This window comes from Cellulomonas endometrii, from assembly GCF_949769265.1.
Taxonomy (GTDB): domain Bacteria; phylum Actinomycetota; class Actinomycetes; order Actinomycetales; family Cellulomonadaceae; genus Cellulomonas; species Cellulomonas endometrii.
Genome location: NZ_CATKPC010000002.1, coordinates 275,614 through 298,062, shown reverse-complemented (window position 1 = coordinate 298,062; position 22,449 = coordinate 275,614). Strand labels below are relative to the sequence as shown.

Annotated in this window: 23 protein-coding genes; 13 read left to right on the top strand and 10 right to left on the bottom strand. The window is 76.3% G+C overall.

What is annotated here, in order from left to right; all coding sequences use genetic code 11:
• Positions 1-171: 171 nt before the first annotated feature.
• Both QNH85_RS03790 and QNH85_RS03785 read left to right on the top strand, forming a co-directional pair.
• On the top strand, positions 172-480 hold the full coding sequence (locus QNH85_RS03790) for a type II toxin-antitoxin system VapB family antitoxin (protein ID WP_147794834.1): 309 nt from the start codon (positions 172-174) through the stop codon (positions 478-480).
• Positions 470-1,132, top strand: coding sequence for a LytR C-terminal domain-containing protein (locus tag QNH85_RS03785; protein WP_282944750.1), 663 nt, complete (start codon positions 470-472; stop codon positions 1,130-1,132). Before QNH85_RS03790 ends, QNH85_RS03785 begins: the two co-directional genes overlap by 11 nt.
• 21 nt (positions 1,133-1,153) lie before the next feature.
• Here the strand turns inward: QNH85_RS03785 and QNH85_RS03780 are convergent, their stop codons facing one another.
• Complete coding sequence (locus tag QNH85_RS03780) at positions 1,154-2,491, bottom strand: uracil-xanthine permease family protein (RefSeq protein ID WP_282944749.1); 1,338 nt, start codon at positions 2,489-2,491, stop codon at positions 1,154-1,156.
• Positions 2,492-2,670: 179 nt separating this feature from the next.
• Between QNH85_RS03780 and QNH85_RS03775 the strand changes: the two genes are divergently transcribed.
• Positions 2,671-3,942: a glycosyltransferase 87 family protein gene (locus tag QNH85_RS03775; protein WP_282944748.1), complete on the top strand. Its 1,272-nt coding sequence runs from the start codon at positions 2,671-2,673 to the stop codon at positions 3,940-3,942.
• On the opposite strand, the gene QNH85_RS03770 is transcribed toward QNH85_RS03775, so the two are convergent.
• Complete coding sequence (locus QNH85_RS03770) at positions 3,923-4,867, bottom strand: LLM class F420-dependent oxidoreductase (RefSeq protein ID WP_282944747.1); 945 nt, start codon at positions 4,865-4,867, stop codon at positions 3,923-3,925. The two genes, QNH85_RS03775 and QNH85_RS03770, sit on opposite strands and share 20 nt — an antisense overlap.
• A 59-nt stretch (positions 4,868-4,926) precedes the next feature.
• Here QNH85_RS03770 and QNH85_RS03765 point away from each other — a divergent pair, with 59 nt between their 5' ends.
• The 3 genes from QNH85_RS03765 to QNH85_RS03755 are packed head-to-tail and all read left to right on the top strand — an operon-like array spanning position 4,927 to position 6,346.
• Positions 4,927-5,178, top strand: a complete 252-nt coding sequence (locus tag QNH85_RS03765; protein ID WP_282944746.1) for a hypothetical protein — start codon at positions 4,927-4,929, stop codon at positions 5,176-5,178.
• A 4-nt stretch (positions 5,179-5,182) separates the two neighbouring features.
• Positions 5,183-5,842, top strand: a complete 660-nt coding sequence (locus QNH85_RS03760; protein WP_282944744.1) for a DUF1684 domain-containing protein — start codon at positions 5,183-5,185, stop codon at positions 5,840-5,842.
• A 57-nt stretch (positions 5,843-5,899) separates the two neighbouring features.
• Positions 5,900-6,346, top strand: a complete 447-nt coding sequence (locus QNH85_RS03755) for a GNAT family N-acetyltransferase (RefSeq protein ID WP_282944743.1) — start codon at positions 5,900-5,902, stop codon at positions 6,344-6,346.
• Positions 6,347-6,404: 58 nt separating this feature from the next.
• Here QNH85_RS03755 and QNH85_RS03750 read toward each other — a convergent pair whose 3' ends face one another.
• Complete coding sequence (locus QNH85_RS03750; protein ID WP_282944742.1) at positions 6,405-7,442, bottom strand: Fpg/Nei family DNA glycosylase; 1,038 nt, start codon at positions 7,440-7,442, stop codon at positions 6,405-6,407.
• Positions 7,443-7,549: 107 nt separating this feature from the next.
• Between QNH85_RS03750 and QNH85_RS03745 the strand changes: the two genes are divergently transcribed.
• The 3 genes from QNH85_RS03745 to QNH85_RS03735 are packed head-to-tail and all read left to right on the top strand — an operon-like array spanning position 7,550 to position 9,695.
• Complete coding sequence (locus tag QNH85_RS03745; RefSeq protein ID WP_282944740.1) at positions 7,550-8,836, top strand: WXG100 family type VII secretion target; 1,287 nt, start codon at positions 7,550-7,552, stop codon at positions 8,834-8,836.
• Positions 8,833-9,246, top strand: a complete 414-nt coding sequence (locus QNH85_RS03740; protein WP_282944739.1) for a hypothetical protein — start codon at positions 8,833-8,835, stop codon at positions 9,244-9,246. The genes QNH85_RS03745 and QNH85_RS03740 overlap by 4 nt, the downstream gene beginning before the upstream one ends.
• Complete coding sequence (locus QNH85_RS03735; RefSeq protein ID WP_282944738.1) at positions 9,243-9,695, top strand: hypothetical protein; 453 nt, start codon at positions 9,243-9,245, stop codon at positions 9,693-9,695. The genes QNH85_RS03740 and QNH85_RS03735 overlap by 4 nt, the downstream gene beginning before the upstream one ends.
• 6 nt (positions 9,696-9,701) lie before the next feature.
• On the opposite strand, the gene QNH85_RS03730 is transcribed toward QNH85_RS03735, so the two are convergent.
• A complete protein-coding gene (locus QNH85_RS03730; RefSeq protein ID WP_282944736.1) occupies positions 9,702-9,902 on the bottom strand; it encodes a hypothetical protein in 201 nt (66 codons plus the stop codon).
• Between the two features lie 201 nt (positions 9,903-10,103).
• On the opposite strand from QNH85_RS03730, the gene QNH85_RS03725 reads away from it, so the two are divergent.
• Positions 10,104-10,817: a hypothetical protein gene (locus QNH85_RS03725; RefSeq protein WP_282944735.1), complete on the top strand. Its 714-nt coding sequence runs from the start codon at positions 10,104-10,106 to the stop codon at positions 10,815-10,817.
• A 10-nt stretch (positions 10,818-10,827) separates the two neighbouring features.
• Here the strand turns inward: QNH85_RS03725 and QNH85_RS03720 are convergent, their stop codons facing one another.
• Complete coding sequence (locus QNH85_RS03720; RefSeq protein WP_282944733.1) at positions 10,828-11,397, bottom strand: dihydrofolate reductase family protein; 570 nt, start codon at positions 11,395-11,397, stop codon at positions 10,828-10,830.
• A gap of 130 nt (positions 11,398-11,527) precedes the next feature.
• Between QNH85_RS03720 and QNH85_RS03715 the strand changes: the two genes are divergently transcribed.
• Positions 11,528-14,578 (top strand): DEAD/DEAH box helicase, encoded by a 3,051-nt coding sequence (locus QNH85_RS03715; RefSeq protein WP_282944731.1) that lies wholly within the window; start codon positions 11,528-11,530, stop codon positions 14,576-14,578.
• A gap of 47 nt (positions 14,579-14,625) precedes the next feature.
• On the opposite strand, the gene QNH85_RS03710 is transcribed toward QNH85_RS03715, so the two are convergent.
• Positions 14,626-15,237, bottom strand: a complete 612-nt coding sequence (locus QNH85_RS03710) for a TetR/AcrR family transcriptional regulator (protein ID WP_282944729.1) — start codon at positions 15,235-15,237, stop codon at positions 14,626-14,628.
• Positions 15,238-15,378: 141 nt separating this feature from the next.
• Between QNH85_RS03710 and QNH85_RS03705 the strand changes: the two genes are divergently transcribed.
• The gene (locus QNH85_RS03705; RefSeq protein WP_282944709.1) at positions 15,379-16,092 is read left to right on the top strand and encodes an SDR family oxidoreductase; all 714 of its coding nucleotides are present in this window, start codon (positions 15,379-15,381) and stop codon (positions 16,090-16,092) included.
• 80 nt (positions 16,093-16,172) lie between these two features.
• Here QNH85_RS03705 and QNH85_RS03700 read toward each other — a convergent pair whose 3' ends face one another.
• Positions 16,173-17,162 (bottom strand): NADP-dependent oxidoreductase, encoded by a 990-nt coding sequence (locus tag QNH85_RS03700; protein ID WP_282944707.1) that lies wholly within the window; start codon positions 17,160-17,162, stop codon positions 16,173-16,175.
• Between the two features lie 185 nt (positions 17,163-17,347).
• On the opposite strand from QNH85_RS03700, the gene QNH85_RS03695 reads away from it, so the two are divergent.
• Complete coding sequence (locus QNH85_RS03695; protein ID WP_282944705.1) at positions 17,348-18,601, top strand: alanine racemase; 1,254 nt, start codon at positions 17,348-17,350, stop codon at positions 18,599-18,601.
• A 48-nt stretch (positions 18,602-18,649) separates the two neighbouring features.
• Here QNH85_RS03695 and QNH85_RS03690 read toward each other — a convergent pair whose 3' ends face one another.
• From QNH85_RS03690 to QNH85_RS03680, 3 genes are all read right to left on the bottom strand, one after another.
• Entirely contained in the window at positions 18,650-19,027 is a 378-nt protein-coding gene (locus QNH85_RS03690) for a RidA family protein (RefSeq protein ID WP_282944703.1), read from the bottom strand.
• A gap of 122 nt (positions 19,028-19,149) precedes the next feature.
• Entirely contained in the window at positions 19,150-20,769 is a 1,620-nt protein-coding gene (locus QNH85_RS03685) for an N-acyl-D-amino-acid deacylase family protein (RefSeq protein ID WP_282944702.1), read from the bottom strand.
• Positions 20,766-22,448 (bottom strand): beta-N-acetylhexosaminidase, encoded by a 1,683-nt coding sequence (locus QNH85_RS03680; RefSeq protein ID WP_282944700.1) that lies wholly within the window; start codon positions 22,446-22,448, stop codon positions 20,766-20,768. Before QNH85_RS03680 ends, QNH85_RS03685 begins: the two co-directional genes overlap by 4 nt.
• Position 22,449: the final 1 nt, after the last annotated feature.

Genomic DNA, 22,449 nt, shown 5'->3' with positions numbered 1-22,449 from the left:
CCGTCGGTGCTGCTCGCTCGCACTCCCCCGTGCGCCCCCGTACCGGGTCTCATCGGCCACGAGACCCCCGGGCGCGACCCCCGCGGGCAGATTCACCCGGGTGGCACGGGCACGTCCCGTCCCGCGAGCCGGTGCACCCGGGGCGGGTCGCTCTCACCTACACTCGCGAGCGTGATCTTCAAGTCGGTGGGCGAGGGCAGGCCCTATCCCGACCACGGCCTCGTCACGCCCAAGCAGTGGGCGGACGTCCCGCCGCGCCAGGTGCGCCTGGACGAGCTGGTCACCACCAAGCGCACGCTGAACCTGGACAACCTCCTGTCGGAGGACTCCACGTTCTACGGCGACCTGTTCGCGCACGTCGTGCAGTGGCGCGGCGTCCTCTACCTGGAGGACGGCCTGCACCGGGCGGTGCGCGCGGCCCTGCAGCAGCGGCCCGTGCTGCACGCGCGCGTCCTGGTGATCGAGTCCGATGAGCGCTGACCGCACCCCCGACGCCGCCCGACAGCGACGCCGCCGGCACACCCGCGAGCGCCAGGCCGTCGTGTTCGGCGTCCTGCTCACCGGCCTGGCGGTCGCCGGGCTGGGCGCCGCCGCGGTGTACACCGGCAACGTGTCGCTGCCGCTGCTCGCGCGCGACTTCTCCTCGCCCGAGCCGACCGGGCTGGCCGCGGAGGACTCGCCGTGCCCGCCCGAGGGCGCGACGCCCGTGCCGTACGGGCAGGTGTCCGCCACCGTGCTCAACGCGACCAACCGGGTGGGGCTGGCCGGGGACACCGCCGACGCGCTCGCGGCCCGCGGCTTCACGATCGCCGGCCAGGCCAACGCGGCGGACCGCGGGTACCAGCCGTACAGCGGCACCGCCCTGATCCAGTTCGGCACGCAGGGCGTCGCGGCGGCCTACACGCTCGCCGCGCAGTTCGACACCCCGCAGCTGGTGCTCGACACCCGGGCCGACGCGACGGTCGACGTGGTCGTCGGCTCGTCGTACAGCGCGCTGGTGGCGGCCGCCGACGTCGTGCTCGTGGTCGACCAGCCGTTCGCCGTGCCGGAGGGCTGCATCGCCCTCGACCAGGTCACGGCCGTCCCGCAGCCCGTGCCGCCGCCGGCCACCGAGGCACCGGCCGAGGGCTGAGGCCCCCGGCCGGCGTCCTGCTCAGCGCTCCAGCTCGGCCCCGCCCGGGACGGACGCCGGGGACGCCGGCTCCTGGCTGGTCCCGCGCCACCGCGCCACCGCGCGCATCAGGTGGTAGACGCCGATCGCGGCGGCCGTGCCCAGCGCGATGCCGGTGAACGTGAGGTCGCCCGCCGTCCACGTGAAGTTGGCGATGCCGACCACGAGCGCCACGGCGGCGGTCGTGAGGTTCACCGGGTCGGAGAAGTCGACGCGGTTCTGCACCCAGATGCGGGCGCCGAGCACGCCGATCATCCCGTAGAGCACCGTCGTGGCACCGCCGAGCACGCCGGCCGGGATCGTGTTGATGAGCTCGCCGAACTTCGGCGACAGGCTGAGCACCAGCGCGGTGGCCGCGGCCACCCAGTACGCCGCCGTCGAGTAGACCTTGGTCGCCGCCATGACGCCGATGTTCTCCGCGTACGTAGTGGTGCCGGAGCCGCCGCCGAGGCCCGCGAACGTGGTGGCCAGGCCGTCAGCGAGCAGCGCGCGGCCGGTCAGGGGGTCCAGGTCGCGGCCCGTCATCGCGGCGACGGACTTCACGTGCCCGACGTTCTCGGCGATCAGCACGAACACCACGGGCAGGAACAGGCCGAGCAGCCGCGGCTCGAACGTCGGGGTGACGAGCTCGGGCAGCCCGAACCACGCCGCGTCGCCCACCGCCGAGAAGTCGACCTCCCCGCGCAGCGTCGCCACGACGTACCCGATCACGACGCCCACGAGGATCGACAGCCGCCCGAGGATGCCGCGGAACAGCACCGCCGCGAGCACGATGGCCCCCAGCGTCGCCAGCGCGGTCACCGGCGCGGCGCGGAACCCGCTGCACGCGCCCGTCTCGTCGCAGGTGCCCCAGGCCGTCGGCGCCAGGTTGAAGCCGATGAGCGCGACCACGGTGCCCGTGACCACCGGCGGCATCACCAGGTCGATCCACCGGGACCCGGCCAGGTGCACCACCAGGCCGATCGCCGCGAGCAGCAGGCCGGTGACGAGGATCCCGCCGACCGCCGCCGACTGCCCGCCCGACGCGGTCGCCGCGACGATCGGGCCGATGAACGCGAAGCTCGACCCCAGGTACGACGGCAGGCGGTTCCCCGTCACGAGCAGGAACGTCACCGTCCCGATGGCCGAGAACAGCAGCGTCGTCGCCGGGGAGAAGCCGGTCAGCAGCGGCACCAGGAACGTCGCGCCGAACATCGCCACGACGTGCTGCATCCCGATCCCGATGGTCCGGGGCCAGGACAGCCGCTCGTCCGGGGCGACGACCGCCCCCGGCGCCACGCGCCTGCCGTCGCCGTGCACCCGCCACCCGATCGCGCTCACGCGGTTCCTCTCCTCGCTCGCCCGGGGGGTCCGGGCACCGCTGGGCAGGCTACTGGGTCGCCCGCGTAGGGTGTGGCCGCCCGTCCACCCGCCCGTCCACCCGCGCGTGACGCCCCGGAGGTGCCGCCATCGACCGCCTGCTGCGCTCCCGCACCGCGCTGTGGACGGCGTTCCTGGTCGTGCACGGGTGGATCGCCTACGTCGGCGTCGTGCTGATCCCCGCGAAGGCGTTCTGGGACCTCGACCTGTACCGCTGGTGGATGTGGCAGGGCCTGCACGAGGGCGTGTGGCCGGTGCTGGACGGCGACTGGGTGTACCCCGCCGGCGCGGTGCTGCCCATGCTCGCGCCCGCCCTGGTGGACGCGGTCGGCACCCGCACGTACGCCCTCGGGTGGTCGGTGCTGGTCACCGTGCTGGACGCGGTCGCCGTCGGGGTGCTGCTGCGGTACGCACCCCGGTCGCCGGCGCGGGGTGCGGCGGCGGTGCGCGGGGTCGTCGACCCGCCCCGGCACGACCCCGCCCTCGGCGCCTGGTGGTGGATCGCGTTCGTCCTGATGCTCGGCCCGGTGGCCGTCGGCCGGCTGGACGCGGTGGTCGCGCCCGTCGTCGTGGTGGCGCTCGCCGTCGCGCTCCGGCACCCGGCCGTCGCCTCCGCGCTGCTGACCGCCGGCGCGTGGGTGAAGGTCGCGCCCGGGGCGCTGCTGCTGCCGCTCGTGCTCGTGCTGCGCCGTCCGTGGCGGGACCTGGTGCTGCCCGCGGCGGCCGTGTGCGTCGTGGTGGCCGGAGCCGTCGCGGCCGGCGGCGGGCTGGCGCACCTGACGAGCTTCCTCACCGAGCAGGGCGAGCGGGGGCTGCAGGTGGAGTCCGTCGCGGCGACCCCGTGGGTGCTCGCGGGACTCGGCAGCGCGTCGGTGCGGGTGGTGCTCAACCAGGAGATCACCACGTGGGAGATCGCCGGGCCCGGCACCGCGGCGGTGGCCGGTGCCCTGGGGCTGGTGCTGCCCCTGGCGCTGGCCGCCGTGACGGCCCTGCTCTGGTGGGTACGCCGGCGGGCGGGCGACGGGCTGGACACCGCGGGGTTCCTCGCGCGGGGCGCGCTGCTGGTCGCCGTGACGCTGATCCTCGCGAACAAGGTCGGGTCGCCGCAGTTCATCGGGTGGCTGGCCGGGCCGGTGGTCGTCGGCCTCGCCCGCCCCGGCGCACGCGGGCTGCGGTCCTGGCAGGCGCCCGCCGTGCTCGTGCTCGTGATCGCGGTGCTCACGCAGGTGGTGTTCCCGATCGCCTACGACGGGATCACCCTGCAGCAGCCCGTGCCGACCGTCGTGCTCGCGGTGCGGAACGTGCTGCTGGTCGTGCTGGCCGGGGTGGTGGCCCGCGACCTGGTCCGGACGGGTCGTCCGGCGTCGCGGGCCACCACCGAGGGCGCCGGGGTCAGCGCACCTGCGGCATGACCTCGGAGGCCACCAGTTCCAGGTGGTCCAGGTCCTGCAGGTCCAGCACCTGCAGGTAGACCCGGCTCACGCCGAGCTCGGCCAGCGAGCCCAGGCGGTCGACGATCGCGGTGGTGGTCCCGGCGATCCCGACCTCACGGAGCTCCACCGGGTCGCGGCCGATCGCGGCGGCGCGGCGGTCCACCTCGGCGTCGTCCCGGCCGGCCGCCAGCACCAGCGCGACCGACATCGTCAGCGACTCCGGGTCGCGGCCGATCGCCCGGCAGGCCTCCCGCACGGTCTCGAGCTTCTCGCCGACCTGGTCCAGGGGCGGGAAGGACAGGTTGAACTCCGACGCGAACCGCGCGGCCAGCGCCGGCGTCCGCTTCGGGCCCAGGCCGCCGACGATCACCGGCACGCCGGCCCGCGACGGGTCCAGCGGCGAGGTCTGGACGGGCTTCGGCAGCGCCGGGCTGTCGGTCAGCGTGTAGTGCTCGCCGGCGTAGGAGAACCGCTCCCCGACGGGCGTGCCCCACAGGCCGGTGATGATCTCCAGCTGCTCGGTCAGCGGGCCGAACCGCTTCTCCGGGAACGGGATGCCGTACGCGGCGTGCTCCTGCGCGAACCAGCCGGCGCCCAGGCCGAGCTCCACCCGGCCACCGGACATCTGGTCCACCTGCGCGACCTGGATGGCCAGCACGCCCGGGTGCCGGAACGTCGCCGACGTGACCAGCGTGCCGAGGCGCACGCGGCTGGTCTCGCGCGCCAGACCCGCGAGGGTCGTCCACGCGTCGGTGGGGCCGGGCAGGCCGTCCCCGCCCATCGTCAGGTAGTGGTCGGAGCGGAAGAAGGCGTCGAAGCCCAGGTCCTCGGTGGCGCGCGCGACGGCGAGGATGTCGTCGTACGTGGCGCCCTGCTGCGGTTCGGTGAAGATCCTCAGGTCCATGCGGCCGAGCCTTTCACGTCGGCCGCCCGGCCCGCGCGTCCGGCGGTACCGTCGGGACCGTGCTGCGCAGCGTCCGGTGGTCGAGCCTCGCCGTCGTGGTCGGCGCCCTCGCGCTGACCGTGGTGTGCGCGGTGATCGCCCTGCGCGGGCGGCCGTGGGCGCTCGTGGTCGGCGTGGTGTGCGCCGCGACGGCCGTGCGGGAGGTGCGCGCGCTGCGCCGGCTGGACCGCGGGCGTGGGGCGGACCGCGGGCGTGGGGCGGACCGCGGGCGTGGGGCGGACCGCGGGCGTGGTCGGGGCGTGAGACGGTGAGGGCATGGTGACGCAGCTCGGTCTCGCGCTCGACGCGCTGGCCGTCGCCGACTGGCGGCGCCGGACCGCCCAGACCTACGCCGACGTGCGCCGCATCGCCCAGGACGACCCCGCCGCCGCGCACGCCGAGTGGGTCGCCCGCCGCGACGAGCTGTTCGGCGACCACGCGGCCTCCCCGCTGCGGCCGGCGGCCAAGGCCGTGTTCACCGGGCTCGACGTCGCCCCGTACGACCCGGCGTTCCGGTTCGAGGTGCGGGTGCGCGCGACCTCCGCGCAGCGCCTCGAGGTCGCGACCGGGACCGACGGCGTGGTGCCGTTCGACCGGGTCGGCCGGGTGGAGCTGGACGAGCTCGGCGTGCTGTCGGTGTGGGCGCTGCGCACCTACGGCGGCGGCATCTTCGTCCCGGTGAAGGACCGCACGGCCGGCCGCGAGACCTACGGCGGCGGGCGGTACCTGCTCGACACGGTCAAGGGCGCGGATCTCGGCCGGGCGCCCGACGGCGGCCTCGTCCTCGACCTGAACTTCGCCTACAACCCGTCCTGCGCGTACGACCCCGCCTGGGCGTGCCCCCTGGCCACCCGCGGCAACGTGCTCGCCGCCGAGGTGCCGGTGGGCGAGCGGCGCCCGGACCCGAAGCTCGTGGCGGACTTCGACCTGGAGTGACCGGGCCCGGGGCGGCAGCCCGCACCCGGCAGCCGGGGCGGCACCTACGCTGACCCGGTGCCCGTGACGATCGAGACCCGCACCGCCGCCGACATATCCGCCGCCGAGCTGTACCCGCTGCTGCGGCTCCGCGTCGACGTGTTCGTGGTCGAGCAGGACTGCCCCTACCCGGACCTCGACGGGCAGGACCTGCTGCCGGACACGCTCCAGGTCTGGGCGCACGACGACGGCGAGCTGCTCGGCTGCATCCGGGTGCTCCGCGCCGACGGCGACGCACCCGCGATCGGGCGGGTGGCGACGGCCGAGGCCGCGCGCGGGCGCGGCGTGGCGGCCGCGCTGATCCGGCACGGCATCACGCTGTGCCGGCCGGACGCGACGATCCACCTGCACGCGCAGGCGCACCTGGAGCAGTGGTACGCGCGGTTCGGCTTCGAGCGCGCCGGGGAGACCTACGACGAGGACGGCATCCCGCACGTGCCGATGACGCGCCGCCCGGCCGCCTGACCTCGGGCCGCGCGGGCCGCCCGGGACTCGCGGCTCGCCCGCGCCGCCCCGGTCGGGGTCAGCGCTGGCAGGTCGGGCACCAGTAGAGCTTGCGCCCGGCCATCTCCTCGACCGCCACGAGGTTGCCGCACGTCCGGCAGGGCTCGCCGGCCCGCCCGTACACCCAGTGGCGCACCTCCGGGTCGCGCAGCGCCTCCGCCCGGCCGGCCTCGTCCAGGTCCTCCCGCGTGATCATCACCCCGGTGCGGATGCCGTCCGCCAGGAGCGCCGACCAGTCGTCCCAGAGGGCCCGGGCGGTCGTCGCCGGGACCTTCTTGCCGGGGACGTGCGGGTCGAGGCGGGCCCGGTAGAGCAGCTCCGCGCGGTAGATGTTCCCGATCCCGGCGACGACCGCCTGGTCCATCAGCAGCTGGCCGACCGGCGTGCCGCGGGCCGTCAGCCGCTGCACCATGACGTCCGCCGCGGTGCCGCCGCCCGGGGCCATGGCGTCGGCCACCGAGCCCCCGCCGGGTCCGCGACCACCGTCGAGCACCGCGCCGGTCGCCGCCGCCACCGCGTGCGGGTCGGCCATGCGCGCGCGCACGTCGTCCTCCACCGAGGGGTCCGGGCCGAGCTTCGCCAGCGCCGCCGCCGTCGCGGCGGGGTCGAGCACCTCGCACGCCGTGGGCCCCCGCAGGTCCGCGACGGTGGCCTCGGTGGCGAGCCGCACGCGCACCTGCCCGACCGGGGCGGGCGGGAAGTCCTCGACCTCGGCGCCCTCGTCGCCCTCGCGCTCCCCCTCGCCCATCCGCACCGAGCGGCGGACCCGGGGTGCCCCGAGGCTCGCGACCGCCCCCGTGCCGTCGACCAGCGGGGAGACGACGCCGAAGAAGTCCCACGCCCCGTACAGGCCGAGGTGCACCCGCAGCACGTGGCCGCCCTCGAAGCCGAGGAACAGCTGCTTGCCGACGGCCGCCGACGTGAGGAGCTCCCGGCCGTCGAGCAGCGCGGCGCCGGCGGCGAACCGGCCCTGCGGCGACGACACGGCGACGCGGTGCCCGACGAAGTCCCGGGCGAACTGGCGGGCGATGCGGTGGACGGTGTGACCCTCGGGCATCTGCCCAGGCTAGGCCGCACGGGTGACACGCGCGCCGGACGCCGTGGGCGGGTGTGCCGGCCGGCGCGCTCTGCTAGGTTCCCGCGCGTCGGCCGGGAGGAGAACGCGTGACCGTCGAGGTGTCCTACCCCACCCTCGTGCAGGCCCAGCAGGTGCTCGCGCGGCAGCAGGGCCACGCCGAGGCGATCGGCCGGTACCTGCGCGCCGAGGGCGGCATCCACGACGACACGGGCGTGCTGCTCGCGATGCTCGCCCCGCCGGCGCTGGCCGTGCTGGAGGCCGGGGCGCGGGCCGCGGAGCTCACCGGGCAGGTGACCGCGCACGCGGCCGTCACGGTCGGCCGGTGCGTCGAGGCCTACGTCGACGCCGACCGGAGCGCGTACGAGGAGCAGGCGCGGCTCGCCGCCCGGCTCGGCGCGACCATGGCCGCGTGGTCGAACCCCGCCGACGGCGTGCCGGACGTCGGACCGCCGGCAGGCGGCGCGCCGGACGGCTTCGGCGACCCGGCGCAGTGGTTCTCCGGGAAGGTCGCCGAGGACATGCTGCGCGCGGGGCTCTCCCCGTCGCCGCTGCGGCCGCTCGCCGTCGCCGCAGCCGCCGGCCGGGGCGTCGTGGACGCGGTGGGACCGGGCGCCGGGCAGCTGGTCGACGCCGGGAGGGGCCTCGTCGGGGACGTCGCGGGCTGGGCCGGGCCCGCCGGCCCGGTCCAGGAGACCGCCGACCCGCGCAGCTACCTGGTGACGCCGGACCTCGGGGTGAACGAGGTGCAGGAGCTGCGCTGGTCCGCGGGCGTCGTGCTGGGCGGCATCGACTGGGTCGCGGAGCAGCTCGTCGGCTTCTCGATCCTCGAGGAGGTCGTCTTCAAGCCGTTCGGCGGGGACTTCCAGGACATCAAGCGCGCGGCCGCCGCGTGGTCCGGCACGGGCCAGGCGTTCACCGCGATCGCGGAGAACCTCGCCGGGCTCACCAGCCCGACGACCAGCGGGTGGCAGGGGGACGCGGGCGACGCGTTCCGCGGCGCGATGGTCGCGGGCTCGGGGGCGTTCCTCGGTGCGAGCCACGCGGCCGTCGCGATCTCGGGCCTCGCGACGAACATCGCGTACGTCTCGCAGGCCGCCTGCATCGCGATCGGCATGCTCCTGAAGAAGGTCTCCGAGAAGCTCATCCGGCTCGCCGCCGAGGCCGCCGTGCCCGTGGTCGGGTGGGTCGCCGGCGCCGCGGAGGCGGTCATCCTGGTGCAGGACATCATCAGCTACGTGCGCCTGGCGTACTCGATCATCGAGGGCGTCGTGGACGCGATCGACGGCTTCATCGGCGGCCAGCAGCAGCTGTTCCAGACGCTCGGGGTCCTGGAGGACCTCGCGGAGTACGCGACCCGGGCGGCCCGCGCATGAGCGTCGACCCGATGGCCCGCATCCGGGCGGCGGTGGAGGAGATCGAGCGCCGCTCCCGCCGGGACGCGGACCGCGACGCCCGGCGCGGCGCGGAGCTCGCCGAGGCGGCGCGCCGCGGCGACCTCGGCCCGGACTGGCGCCGGGTGCAGCAGCGCGTCGACCGGGGCGAGACGACGCTCGCCGACGTGTTCGGGGGCCGGGACGCCTCCCCGGAGGCGGCCGCGCTGGTCCGGAGGTCCCGCGAGCAGCTCGCGACCTACGCCGGCGTCGCGCGGGAGTCCGCGGACGTCACCGAGGCGGCCGACGACCTCGCCGCCGCGCGGGCCCGGCTCGACGCCTGGGGCCCCGGCGCGCGTGCGGCCGAGCAAGCCCCGCTCCCGCAGCCGCGCGACGGGCGGGACCGGGCGTGAGCGCTCCCGTGCCGGGCGCCGGGCCGGTGCAGCCGTGGGGTGCGCTGTTCGGCCGCCCGGTCTGCACGCTCCGCGTCGCCGCCCCGGCCGCGGCGGTGCTGCCGGTCCTCGCCGAAGAGCTGCGCCGCAGCCGCCTGCGCGTCCGCAAGGACGGCCGGTCGCTCCGCGTGAAGAACCGCCTCGCGGTCGTCCTCAACGTGGCCCAGCTGCTGCAGCCGGCGGAGTTCTTCAGCTCGCCCGTCCTCACGGTGACCGTCCTGGAGGAGGGCCCCGCCGGGACCGCCCTGGAGATCGGGGTGCGCAGCGGCAGCAGCCGGCACTTCCGGTTCAGCGTGCCCGACGCGCTCAACCGGGCGGTCGGACGGCTGCAGCTCGGGGGCGCGGCGGTCGAGGTCGGGCCGTGGGAGCGCTGGGCGGGCGGGCGGCGGTACCCGGTCCAGCAGGCCTGACCCGCGTCAGTCGTCCCAGAACGCGGTCCACACGCCGACGGCCAGCGCCACGGCGGCCAGCGCGACCGCCGCCCACATGGCCGCGGACCACGACCAGCCGGCCGCGACGTCGGCGAGCACGTCGCGGCCCGGGACGACGGCGCGCGCGACGGCCGTGACGACGCGCAGCAGGAGCTCGACCACCACGTCGACCGTCCGGCTCAGCACGCGGGCCGCCGGGCGGGGACGTCGACGCAGGTCATGGGCACATCCTTCCACCCACAGGGGGCGTTCAGGAAGCACGCAGGGGCGGACGCGCTCGTGCCGGGCCGGGTCGGGTCCCGGGCCGGACCTCCCGCGGAGCCGCCCTCGCGCCTGCGACGATGGACCCCGCTGCCGCACCACCGACCGGATCGACAGGTTCCCGCCATGACCGCCACGCCGCCCGCCACCGCACCCGCCCCCGCACCGAGCACCGCCCGGAGCCGCCGCGTGATCGCCGCCGTGGTCGTCGTCGTCCTCGTCGCCCTCGGGGCGGCGGCCGCCCTCCTCCTCGGCCAGCAGCGCGAGGACCCGGCGGCGCTGGCCCGGCTCGACTCCGCGAGCGCGGCGCTGGAGCAGACCCAGGTCGAGCTCGGGCAGATCACCGACCTCTCCGGCGAGTGGCTGACGACCCGGGCGGACGACGCCGACCCCGAGCTGCTCGCCGCGCTCGCCGACGCGCACGACGCCGCCGTGTCCTTCGACGCCTCCACGCCCACCGAGGGATCGGCCGAGGAGCGCGCGGCGGAGACCGAGGAGCGCGCGGAGACCGGGTCCGGGCTCGTCACGGCGGTGAACGACGCCATCGGCGCCATCGCGACCGCCGACTACTACGCCGAGGTCGCCGAGTCGGTGACCACGTACGAGCAGGCACGGGCGGAGCTGGACGCGGCCGTGGCCGCCGGGCAGCAGGCCCTGGCCGCCGGCACGGGCAGCCCCGCGGCGCAGGACGCGCTGCGCGTGGCGCTCGACGCCGCGGCGGCGCTGCCCGCCGTCGACGTCACCACGGACGACATCGACGTCGTGCTCCGGGGGACCACTCCGGTGCAGGACGCCAAGGCGGCCGTGGACGCGGCGACCGCCGCGCTCGCCGCGTCCTGAGCGCGGCGGGTCAGGCCGGCAGCTCCGACGGCGCGTAGACCAGGCGGACGACGCCGGTCGGGTACACGTCCGAGCGCAGCAGCCGCAGGGGGTAGACCGGCTCCCCCTCGTCGAACAGCCGCTCACCGTGCCGCGCGGCCACCGGGTGCACGAGCAGCCGCAGCTCGTCCAGCAGGCCCGCGGCGAGCAGCTGCCGCACCACCGACAGCGACCCGGGGACGAGGACCTTGCCGACCCCGGGCTGCGCCTTGAGCGCCGTCACCGCGTCGACCAGGTCGCCCTCGAGCCGCTCGGCGTTCCGCCAGCCCAGGTCGTGCGACCCGCGGGTGACCACGACCTTGCGCGTGTCGCCGAGCTGCGCCGCGAACGTGGCGTCCTCGCCGCCCGCGGACTCCCGCTCCGGCCACGCGCCCGCGAAGCTGTCGTACGTGACGCGCCCGATCAGCAGCACGTCCGTGCCCTCGTAGTCCTCGCCGACCGCGGCGCCCATGTGCTCGTCGAAGTACGGGAAGTGCCAGGCGGGGTCGATCTCCGCGACGCCGTCGAGCGAGATGAACAGGGTCGAGACGATCGTCGCCATCGCGGGTCCTCCGGGATCGGGGCGGTGCGGCGGCGCTGCCGCACCCCACCCATCTCACCGCACCCCCGCGCCACGGGGCCAGACCCGCGGGCGGGGCGGGGGCGTCGGGGCCCTGTGCCAGGATCGCCGCGTGCCCCCCCCCGACCCCGCCGCGACGCCTGCCGGCGGGTCGGGCGACGCGTGGCGCGACGTCCTTGACGGCCTGCTGGCGTGGGGCGGCACCGCGCGCGAAGCACCCCGCTCCCGGCGGTCGGCCCTCCAGTTCGAGCTGCGGGAGCTGACGCCGCACACCCGCGACCGGTGGAACGGGCCGACGTCCCGCACGGTCGCGCCGCCGGGCGCGAAGGGCCGCGCGGACGGGCCCCCCGGCAACGGCGAGCACCGCCTCGGCGTCCGGCCGGTCGTGCGGTCCGACCGGGGCTGGACGCGCGGCAACGTCACGTGGTCGACGCTGCCGCACATGCAGGCGCGGCTCGACCTGGACCCCGAGCAGCACCGGTGGTTCTGCCAGGTCGGTGCGCTGCACCGCGCGGCCGGCCCGGCGCTGCCCGGCAGCGACCCCGCGTGGATCTACCTGGACGAGTTCGTGAACCCCGTGCTGTGGGAGCTGCTGGCGCAGGCGCGGTCGCTCGGCATCCCGTTCGTCGGGTCCGGTGCCGGGGCGAGCGTCCGGGTGGCCTCGCTGGCCCGGCTGAGCCTCGACGCCACCCGCGCCGGCGAGGGCATCCGGGTCAGTGCCCGGCTCACCGTGGACGACGAGCCCGTGCCGGTGCACGACGCGCACGCCATCGGGACCCACGGCGTCTACGTCGTCGACCTCGCGCACCCGCGGACCCTGGTGCTCGCCCCGACGGACACGCCGCTCGACCCCCGGCAGCTCGCCCTGCTCGGGGCGCCGGGCGGCCGCAGCGTCGCCGACGCGCTGCGGGACGGCGTGGTCGTGCCGGCGGACCGGTCGGAGGAGTTCCTCCGGGAGCACCTGCCGGCCCTGCGCGCGGGCCTGGAGGTCGGCAGCTCCGACGGCACCGTGACGCTGCCGCCGCCCGCGCCGCCGACGCTCGTGCTGACCGTCCGGTACGGGGCGCAGGACGTGGTGGACCTGAGCTGGAGCTGGGACGCCCACGCGCGGTCGGGGCCCGCCCCGGACCCGCGCAGGCTCCTGCCGCGGGGCGTCGTCCCGGCGGCGTGGTGGGCGGACGGCGAGGACCTGCCCGTGCCGGTGACCCTGCGGGACGTGGACGCGGCGGAGTTCGTCGCGACGGCCCTGCCCCGGATCGCCCGGCGCCGCGGCGTGCGGGTGGACGCCGTCGGGGACGCCCCGGACTACCGCGAGCTGCGCGGCGCTCCGGTGCTGACCATCACCACGCAGCCCACCGACCAGAACGACTGGTTCGACCTCGGCGTCACCGTGACCGTGGAGGGGCGGACCGTCCCGTTCGTGCCGCTGTTCTCCGCGCTGGCCAAGGGCCGCACCAAGCTGCTGCTGGTGGACGGGACGTACCTCTCGCTCGACCACCCGGCGCTCGAGCCGCTCGCCGCGCTCATCGCCGAGGCGCAGGACCTCGCCGAGTGGGAGACGGGCCTGCGGATCAGCCGGCACCAGACGACGCTGTGGCGGGAGCTCGAGGAGCTGGCCGACGAGGTCGAGACCGCCGAGCCGTGGCGCGCGCTGCTCGACGAGGCCGACGCCCCGCGCGCGACGCCGCTGCCCCGAGGCCTGCGGGCCGAGCTGCGGCCGTACCAGGTCGAGGGGTTCGCCTGGCTCGCGTTCCTGTGGCGGCACCGCCTCGGCGGCGTGCTGGCCGACGACATGGGGCTCGGCAAGACGGTGCAGTGCCTCGCGCTGGTGCAGCACGCCGTCGAGACCCGGCCGGCCGACGAGCCGCCGCGGCCGTTCCTCGTGGTCGCCCCCACCTCGGTCGTGCCGAACTGGGTCGCCGAGGCCGCACGGTTCACGCCCGGGCTCACCGTCCGCCGGATCGCCGCGACCGAGGCCGCGAGCGCCAGCACGGTCGCGGAGGTCGCCGCGGGGGCCGACGTCGTCGTCACCAGCTACGCGCTGCTGCGGCTCGACGCCGCGGCGTACCGGGACGTCGCCTGGGCGGGGCTGCTGCTCGACGAGGCCCAGCAGGTGAAGAACCCCGCCGCGCGGGTGCACGAGGCGGCGCGCGACCTGGCCGTGCCGTTCACCGTCGCGGTCACCGGCACCCCGGTCGAGAACTCCCTCACCGAGCTGCACGCGCTGCTGTCCCTCACCACCTCGGGGCTGCTGCCGTCCGCGCGCCGGTTCGGCGACCAGTACGTCCGGCCGATCGAGGGCGTGCACCAGGGGATCTCCGGCGGCGAGGGCGCCGGGGACGTGCCCGCCGACCTGGAGCGGATCCGCTCCCAGCGGCTGGACCGGCTCCGGCGGCGGATCCGGCCGTTCCTGCTGCGCCGCACGAAGGCCCTGGTCGCCGCGGACCTGCCCGAGAAGCAGGAGCAGGTGCTCACGGTGGAGCTCGGCCCGACGCACCGCGCGCTGTACGACCGCTACCTGCAGCTCGAGCGGCAGAAGGTCCTCGGGCTGGTCGACGACCTGGACCGGCAGCGGTTCATCGTCTACCGCTCGCTGACGCTGCTGCGCATGCTCGCGCTCGACGCCACGCTGATCGACCCGTCCGCCACGGGGGTCCCGTCAGCGAAGATCGACGCCCTGCTCGAGCAGCTCGAGGACGTGGTCGCCGAGGGCCACCGCGCGCTGGTGTTCAGCCAGTTCACGTCCTACCTGGCGCTCGTCGCAGACCGGCTGACGGCCGCCGGGATGGACTTCGCGTACCTCGACGGCTCGACCACCCGGCGGTCCGACGTGATCGACGGGTTCCGCACCGGCGACGCGCCGGTGTTCCTGCTCAGCCTCAAGGCCGGCGGCACCGGGCTGAACCTCACCGAGGCGGACTACGTCTTCCTGCTCGACCCGTGGTGGAACCCCGCCGCCGAGCAGCAGGCGATCGACCGGACGCACCGCATCGGCCAGCACAAGAACGTCATGGTCTACCGCCTGATCGCCGCGGGCACGATCGAGGAGAAGGTCGTCGCGCTCCAGGCCCGGAAGTCCGCGCTGGTGGACGCCGTGATCGACGACGGGGACCTGTTCGGGTCGGCGCTGACCCCGGACGAGGTGCGCGAGCTGCTCGCCTGAGGCGCCCGGGCGCGCCACACGCCGCGGGCTGCTCGCGAGCGCGCCGGTCAGCCGGACGACCGTCCCAGCAGCACGGCGACCTGGCGCCGGATGTCGCCCAGGATCTCCTCGACGGTCGCACCGGCGTCCGCTCGCGTGGCCATCGCCAGGAGCATCACCGCCGACACCACGTGCGCGAGGGTCGCGGCGTCCTCCTCCCCCGCGAGACCGTGGCGGGTGAGCACGTCGGCGACCGCGTGCTCGGTCCGCTCGACGATGGCGAGCGCCTCGCGGTGGTGCGGCTCCTCGGGGTCGCCGAACACCATCTCGCGCAGGTAGGTCCGGCCGTTCTCGACCTGGGTGCGGTTGCACTCCACGACGGGCCGGGCGATCGCGAGCACCCCGTCGAGGGCGTCGGCGCTGCTCGCGGCCGCCTGGACGCCGCGGGCGAGGGCGTCGGCGTAGGCGGCGTTCTGCACCAGGAGGAGCAGCTCGCCCTTGCTCCGGGCGTAGAGGAACAGCGTGCCGGCGCCGATGTCGGCCCGCTCGGCGATCTGCTGCGTCGTGACGTCGTCCACCCCGTGCACGGCGAACAGCTCGCGCGCGGCCGCGGTGATGCGCTCGAGCTTCTGCTGCTTGTTGCGCTCGCGCCGGCCGGTCGGCGTGGGGGCGACTGCCATGGGTGCTGCCTCCGGGAATAGAGGGTGAGTCGACTCAGTTTCGAGCGTAGTCACTGCTGGTCGGACTCAGGTGTGCCGCGGCTCATTGTTCCACGGGGCCCCTGGCCGCCCGGCTCGGTCCCTCGAAGAAGGAGCACCACCATGCCCGCTCTCGACGACGCAGTCGTCCTGGTCACCGGCGCGAACGGCGGCATCGGCACCCAGTTCGTCCACCAGGCGCTCGCGCGCGGCGCGACGAAGGTCTACGCCACCGCCCGCACCCCCCGCGCCTGGGACGACGAGCGCATCGTGCCCCTCGCGCTCGACGTCACGGACCCCGCGTCGATCCGGGCCGCGGTCGAGGCCGCGCCGGACGTGACCGTCCTCGTCAACAACGCGGGCGTCTCGGTCGCCACCGCCGGCATCCTCACCCACACCGACGAGGAGATCCGCGCCAGCGTGGAGACGAACTTCGTCGGCCCGCTGCTCATCGCGCGCGCGTTCGCCCCGCTGCTCGTGCAGGCGAGGAACGCCGCGGTCGTCGACATCCACTCCGCGCTGAGCTGGTACGCCGTCGCGGGGATCTACAGCGCCACGAAGGCCGCGCTGTGGTCGGCGACGAACTCCCTGCGCCTCGAGCTCGCACCGGCCGGTGTGCACGTCGTGGGCGTGCACGTCGGGTACGTCGACACCGCCATGGCCGCAGGGAGCGACGCCCCGAAGACCGACCCCGCCGACCTCGTCGCCGCCGTGCTCGACGCGGTCGAGACCGACCGGTACGAGGTGCTCGCCGACGCGACGTCCGTCCAGGCCAAGGCCGGGCTCAGCGCCCCGGTGGAGGTCGTCTACCCGCAGATCGCGGGCTCGCCGTCCTGAGCAGCCGGTCCACGCACGGCGCCGCGGGCGGGGGGACCCCCTGCCACCCGCGGCGTCGTCGTGCCCGGACGGCGGAGGCGTCAGGCGCGCGTGACGACGGCCTTGCCGCGGATGCGCCCCGCGGCGAGCCCCGCGAGCGCCTCGGCGGTCTGCTCCGCGGGGAAGGTCTCGACGGGCAGGGGACGCAGGGTGCCGTCCTCGATCAGCGCGCTGATCTGCCGCAGCTGCTCGCCCGAGGCGTGCATGAACAGGAACTCGTAGGTCACGTGCAGCCTCCGCGCCTGGCGGCGGACCTTGCTGCTCAGGGCGCCGACCGCCAGCCGCAGCACGGGGTTGAGGCCCGCCTGCCGGGCGAAGGCCGGCTCGGGGGGCCCGGCGATGCCGACGGCCTTGCCCCCCGGGCGCAGGACGCGCAGCGACTTCATCAGGTTCTCCCCGCCGAGGCTGTCGAGGACGAGGTCGTAGCCGGACAGCTCCGCCTCGAAGTCCTGGGATCGGTAGTCGACCACCACGTCCGCACCGAGCGCACGCGCCACGTCGACCCCGGCGCCGCTCGCGGTGGTGGCCACGACGGCGCCGAGGTGCTTCGCGAGCTGGATCGCGAGCGACCCCACCGCGCCGGCACCGGCGTGGACCAGCACCTTCTGCCCGGGCTGCAGGTGCCCGCGCTCGACGAGCGCCTGCCACGCGGTCAGGGCGACCAGGGGCAGGCCGCCGGCCTGGACGGTGCTGAGCGACGCGGGGACGTGCGCGAGCTCATCCACGGGGACGGCGATCCGCTCGGTGAACGTGCCGCCCGCCGCGGGTCGCCCGTAGACGCGGTCGCTCGGGGCGAAGCCGCGGACCTCGGAGCCGACCTCGAGCACGGTCCCGGCGGCGTCGTAGCCCAGGACCAGGGGCATCGCGGCGGGCAGGAGCGCCTTGAACTCACCCGCCCGCATCTTCTCGTCCAGGTGGTTCAGGCCCGCGGCCTGCACGTCGACCAGCACGTCGCGTGGACCGACGACCGGCTCCGGGACGTCGATCTGCGTCAGCGGCTGCTGGTAGCCGGTGATCCCGAAAGCCCGCATGAGGGTGGTGCTCCTTCGTGGTGGGAGCCGGCAGCACGCCGTCCCGCTCGGCGAATCCGAGCGTGCTCAATTCTGAGCGCGCTCAGGAAATCCGTCAAGCAGACCCCCACGCACGCCCCGTGCGGCCTGCACACACCTGTCCCCCGCCCCTCCGCGCCGGCCGCGCCCCGCCCTACGGTCGGCACGTGCATCTCCTCACCTCGGACACCGCGCACCGGCCCGCCGTCGTCGGCCCCTGGGTCAAGGGGCTGTGGCAGCCCGAGCCGGTCGCAGTGAGCGACTGGCTGGCCCGGCGGCCGCACCTGCTGGACGGCTCCCTCACCTGGCCGGCGCTCACGGTGGACGGGCCCGCGGTGGACCACAACGTCGCTGCCATGGCGGCGTTCGCCGCCGAGCACGGGCTCGACCTGGCCCCGCACGGGAAGACGTCCATGGCCCCCGCCCTGTTCGCGCGGCAGCTCGCGGCGGGCGCGTGGGGGATGACGGTCGCGACCGGGAACCAGGCGCTCGCCGCGCGCGCGGCCGGGGTGCGGCGCCTCCTGGTCGCGAACCAGGTGCTGGACGGCAGCGTGTTGCGCTGGGTGGCCCGCGAGGGTGCCGCGGACGGCGGTCAGGTCGTGCTGCAGGTCGACTCCCGCGCCGGGCTGGACGCGCTGGTGGCCGTCGCGGACGAGGACGCACCGGTGCCGGTGCTCGTCGAGCTCGGTCACGCGGGCGGGCGGACCGGCGTACGGGACGCCGCGGCGGCGCTGGACCTGGCCGGGGCCGTCCGGGCCGCGGCCGGGGTGCGGCTGCTCGGCGTCACCGCGTACGAGGGCGGGCTGCCCGGCGTCACGGAGGTGCGGTGCTTCCTGGAGCAGCTGCGGGGCGTGGCGGCGCTGCTCGCGGACGCCGGGCTCGTCGAGGCGGACGAGGTGACCGTCTCGGTCGGCGGGTCGGCGTACTTCGACGTGGTGGCCGAGGTCCTGGGCGGGCGGCCGGTGCTCGGCGGGCTGCCCGCGCGGGTGCTGCTGCGCAGCGGGTCGACGGTGACCCACGACCACGGCGTCTACGCCCGCCGCACGCCGTTCACGCGGGTGCCCGGGACGCTGCGCCCCGCCCTGCGCGTGTGGGCGCAGGTGACGTCCTGCCCGGAGCCGGGGCTCGTGATCGTCGGCGCGGGCAAGCGTGACGTCCCGGTCGACGAGGGCCTGCCCGTCCCGCTGCGGGTGCACCGCGCGGGTGCCGAGCCGGAGCCGGTGCGCGGGTGGGCGTTCACGCGGACCAACGACCAGCACGCCTACCTCGAGCCGGTGGACGACCGGGCGACGCCGCTCGAGGTCGGGGACCTGCTGGAGCTCGGGGTGTCGCACCCCTGCACGGCGTTCGACAAGTGGCGCGTCGTGCCCGTGCTCGACGAGGACCTGCGGGTGACCGACCTGCTGACGACTCTGTTCTGACGGCGGCGGACCGTGCCGGTGCGCGCCGGCACGGTCCGCCGCTCGCCGTCAGGAGGCGCGACCCGCCACGACGTCGATCTCGACCTTGATCCCCGCGAGCTGCGAGCCCACGGTGGTGCGCGCCGGCTCGGGCGCGGTGAAGAACTCCCCGTACGCGGCGTTGAACTCGGCGAAGTCGGCGAGGTCCGCCAGGTGCACGGTGGTCTTCACGACGTCGTCCATCGTGAAGCCCGCGGCCTCCAGGGTGGCGCGGACGTTGCGGAGCACCTGCCGGGTCTGCTCGGCGACGGAGTCGGCCACGGCGCCGGTGGCCGGGTCCTGCGGGCCGAACCCGGCGGTCCAGATGAGGTCGCCCAGGCGGACGGCCTGGGAGTACGCCCCGGCGGGGCGGGGTGCGGCGTCGGTGCTGACGGCGGTGCGGGTCATGGTGGTGCCTTCCTTGGTTCGTGCCGGCGGTCCCGGCGGTCGTGCCGGCGATCCCGGCGGGCGGAGCGGTGGCACCGGTGGTCGAGGCGGTGGTCCCGGTGGTCGGTGGGTGGTGGCGCCCCTCAGCGGACGCCGCGGCCCGGGAGGCGGTCGGTCCGGGCACCCTGCCACAGGACCGGGTCGCCGGCGACGAGCACGTCGCGCACGCCCCGGGCGACGGAGCGCGGCTCGGCGTAGGTGGCGGTGTCGGCCACGGTGCGCGGGTCGAGCACGACGACGTCCGCCCGCGTGCCGGGCCGCAGCACACCGCGGTCGGTGAGCCCGAACCGGGCGGCGGCGGTCCCCGCGAGGTGCCGGGCGGCGGTGCCCCAGTCCCAGTCGCCGAGCTCGCGCACGTGCGTCCCGAGGAACCGGGCGAACGTCCCCCAGCCGCGCGGGTGCGGGTGCCCGCCGACGTAGATGCCGTCGGAGCCGGCGCACTGCGCGCGGTGGCGCAGCAGCGCGCGCACGGAGGCCGCCGAGTTGGTGGGCGGCTGCTCGAACACGCACCCGACGCGCAGGCCGGTGGCGACGAGCAGCCGGAGGGCCGTGCGGTCGGGCGCCTCGCCGAGCTCGCGGGCGACCTCGACCAGCCGGCGCCCCTCCGCCCAGCGGTAGTCGGGGTGCGGGACGGACGCCAGGGTCACCCGCGGCCAGACGTCGGCCCGGGCCGGGAGGTCCTCGGCGAGCAGCCGCGCCCGCACCTCGGCGTCCTCCAGGAGGGCGACGGCCCGGTCGGGGTCGGCGAGCGGCAGCCAGGTGGGCAGGGCCACGAGGGCGAGCACGGAGGCGCCGCGCAAATAGGGGTAGCTGTCGAAGGTCAGGTCGAACCCGTCGGCCAGCGCGGCGTCCAGCAGCGGCACGACCACGTCGGCCGGGCCGTGCAGGTGCGACACGTGCGTCGCGACCCCGGTGCGGCGGGCCAGGTCGAGCAGCTCGGCCAGCGCCACGGGCACCCGGTCCTCGTAGCCCCGCATGTGCGAGACGTGCGGCAGGCCGCGGCTCGCGAGCACCGCGCACAGGGAGAGCAGCTCGTCGGGCTGCGCCCAGCACGCCGGTGCGTACTCCAGCCCCGTGGACATCCCGCGGGCACCGGCGTCCAGGCCCGCGGCCAGCAGGTCGGCCATCGCCCCGATCTCGTCGGGCCGGGCCGGGCGGGCGTCCGGGCCCATGACCGCGTACCGCAGGGTGCCGTGCGGCACGAGGTACGCCACGTCGGCGGTCGTCGCGCCGTCGTAGGTCGCGAGCAGGTCCTCGACCGACCCGGTGGTGAACGTCGGGTGGTCGCCGTCCACGGCGGCGAAGTACCGGCGCGCGAACGCCGCGGCGTCCGGGCCGTCGGCGCCCGGGCCGCCGCTCCCCGAGGCGTGCGACGGGGCGTACGACAGCCCGTCCTGCCCGACGACGACGGTGGTGACGCCCTGGTGCGCGAGCGCGTCCTGCACCTCGCGGTCGAGCGCGACGGCGTCGGCGTGCACGTGCGCGTCGACGAACCCCGGCATGACGACCATGCCGCTCACGTCGACGACCGTCGCCCCGGCCGGGCTCACGCCGGGCGCGACGCGGACCACGCGGCCCCCGGCCACGAGCACGTCGGCCGCCCGCTCGGGTGCCCCGCTGCCGTCGGCGACGGTCCCGCCGCGCAGCAGCAGGGCGTCGCCGGGACGCGGGACCCGGAGCGCGCCGGTGCCGGTCGCGCTCACCGGGCGCCGTCGACGGCGTGCACCAGCCGGCCGAGCTCGTCGAACCGCAGCGGCCAGCCGGGGACGGCGGGCCGGCGCTGCCACGGGTGCGGCCCGTCCAGCGGCCGGTACTCCACCCCGGCGGCGTCCAGGCGCGGGAGGTGCGCGTCCCGCAGCCGCCGCTCGAAGTCCTCCCAGTCGCGGCTCTCGCGCGGGGACCACACGACCTCCGCGAACGCCGTCAGCCGGGGGTAGGTGGCGTAGTCCACGCGGCGCGGGCTGTCGAGCTGCTCGGTCCAGATGTGCGCCTGCGCCCCGAGCACCGTCCCGGCACCGAGCTCGCCGGCCGCCTCCGCGACCTGGTCGGTGAGCGGCTCGAACCGGTAGACGTCCTCGACCGTGTGCACGGTGCCCACCGGCACCGGCTCGTCGAGGCCGGCCGCGGCGCGGTGGTCGAGGTAGACCTCGTGCTCCGGGCACACCACGACGTCGTGCCCGTCGCGCAGGGCGTCGATGCCGCCGCGGTAGCCGCGCCACGAGTTCACGACCACGTCCGTGGGGACGCGCGCGCCCCCGACCTCGTCCCAGACCGTGGTCCGCCGCCCGCGGGCGCGCAGGTGCTCGGCGAGCTGCGCCACGAACCACGGCACGAGCTCCTCGACGCTGTCCAGGCCCAGCTCGGTGGCCCGCGCCACCGTGTCGGGGTCGGTCGCCCACTCCTGGGTCGGCACCTCGTCGCCGCCGAGGCAGATCATCGGGGCGTCGAAGATCTCCATGACCTCGTCCAGGACGGTCCGGAAGAACGCGAGCACGTCGTCCGAGACGCCCAGCGCGTGCGGGTTGAGGCCCCACCGGGTCCACACCTGCTGCGGCGGGAGGTGCGGCGCGAGGTGCGGGTAGGCCGCCATCGCGGCCTGCGAGTGGCCGGGCACGTCGATCTCCGGCACGACGACGATGCCGCGCGTCCGCGCGTAGGCGACGATCTCGCGCAGGTCGTCCTGCGTGTAGTACCCGCCGTGCGGGGTGCCGTCCCGCAGCGGCGACCGCGACGACCCGACCTGCGACTCCGTGCGCCACGCGCCGACCTCCGTCAGCCGGGGGAACGCGCGGACCTCCATGCGCCACCCCTGGTCGTCGGTCAGGTGCAGGTGCAGCACGTTGAGCTTGTGGGCGGACGCGAGGTCGATGAACCGCAGCACGCCGTCCTTGGGCATGAAGTGCCGGGCGACGTCGAGCAGCACCGCGCGGTGGCCGAACCGCGGGCCGTCGTCGACGACCACCCCGGGCAGCAGCACGCCGCCCGGCTGCCCCGGCTGCCCCGGCCGCCCCGTCGGCACGGCACGGAACGCGGCCGGGCCCGCCAGCTGCTGCAGCGTGCGGACGGCGTGCCGGGCGCCCGCGGCGCCGCCGGCCTCGACCAGGACGACGGGCTCCCGGGTGCCGTCGACCGTCAGCCGGTAGTCCTCCTCGGGCATCCCCGGGCGGTGCACGAGCCGCACGGCGGCGGGCGCCGAGGGGTCCTCGACGACGCTCACCGCGCAGCCGAGGCGGACGGACAGGACGTCCAGGAGCACGGCGCGCGCGTCGGCGACCTCGGGGTCGAGGTGCACGGCGAACGCCGCGGGCAGGACGGCGTCGGCGCCGGTGAGCACGACGTCGCGCGGCGCGGGCACGAGGCCGAGCTGGGTGGGAGCAGTCACG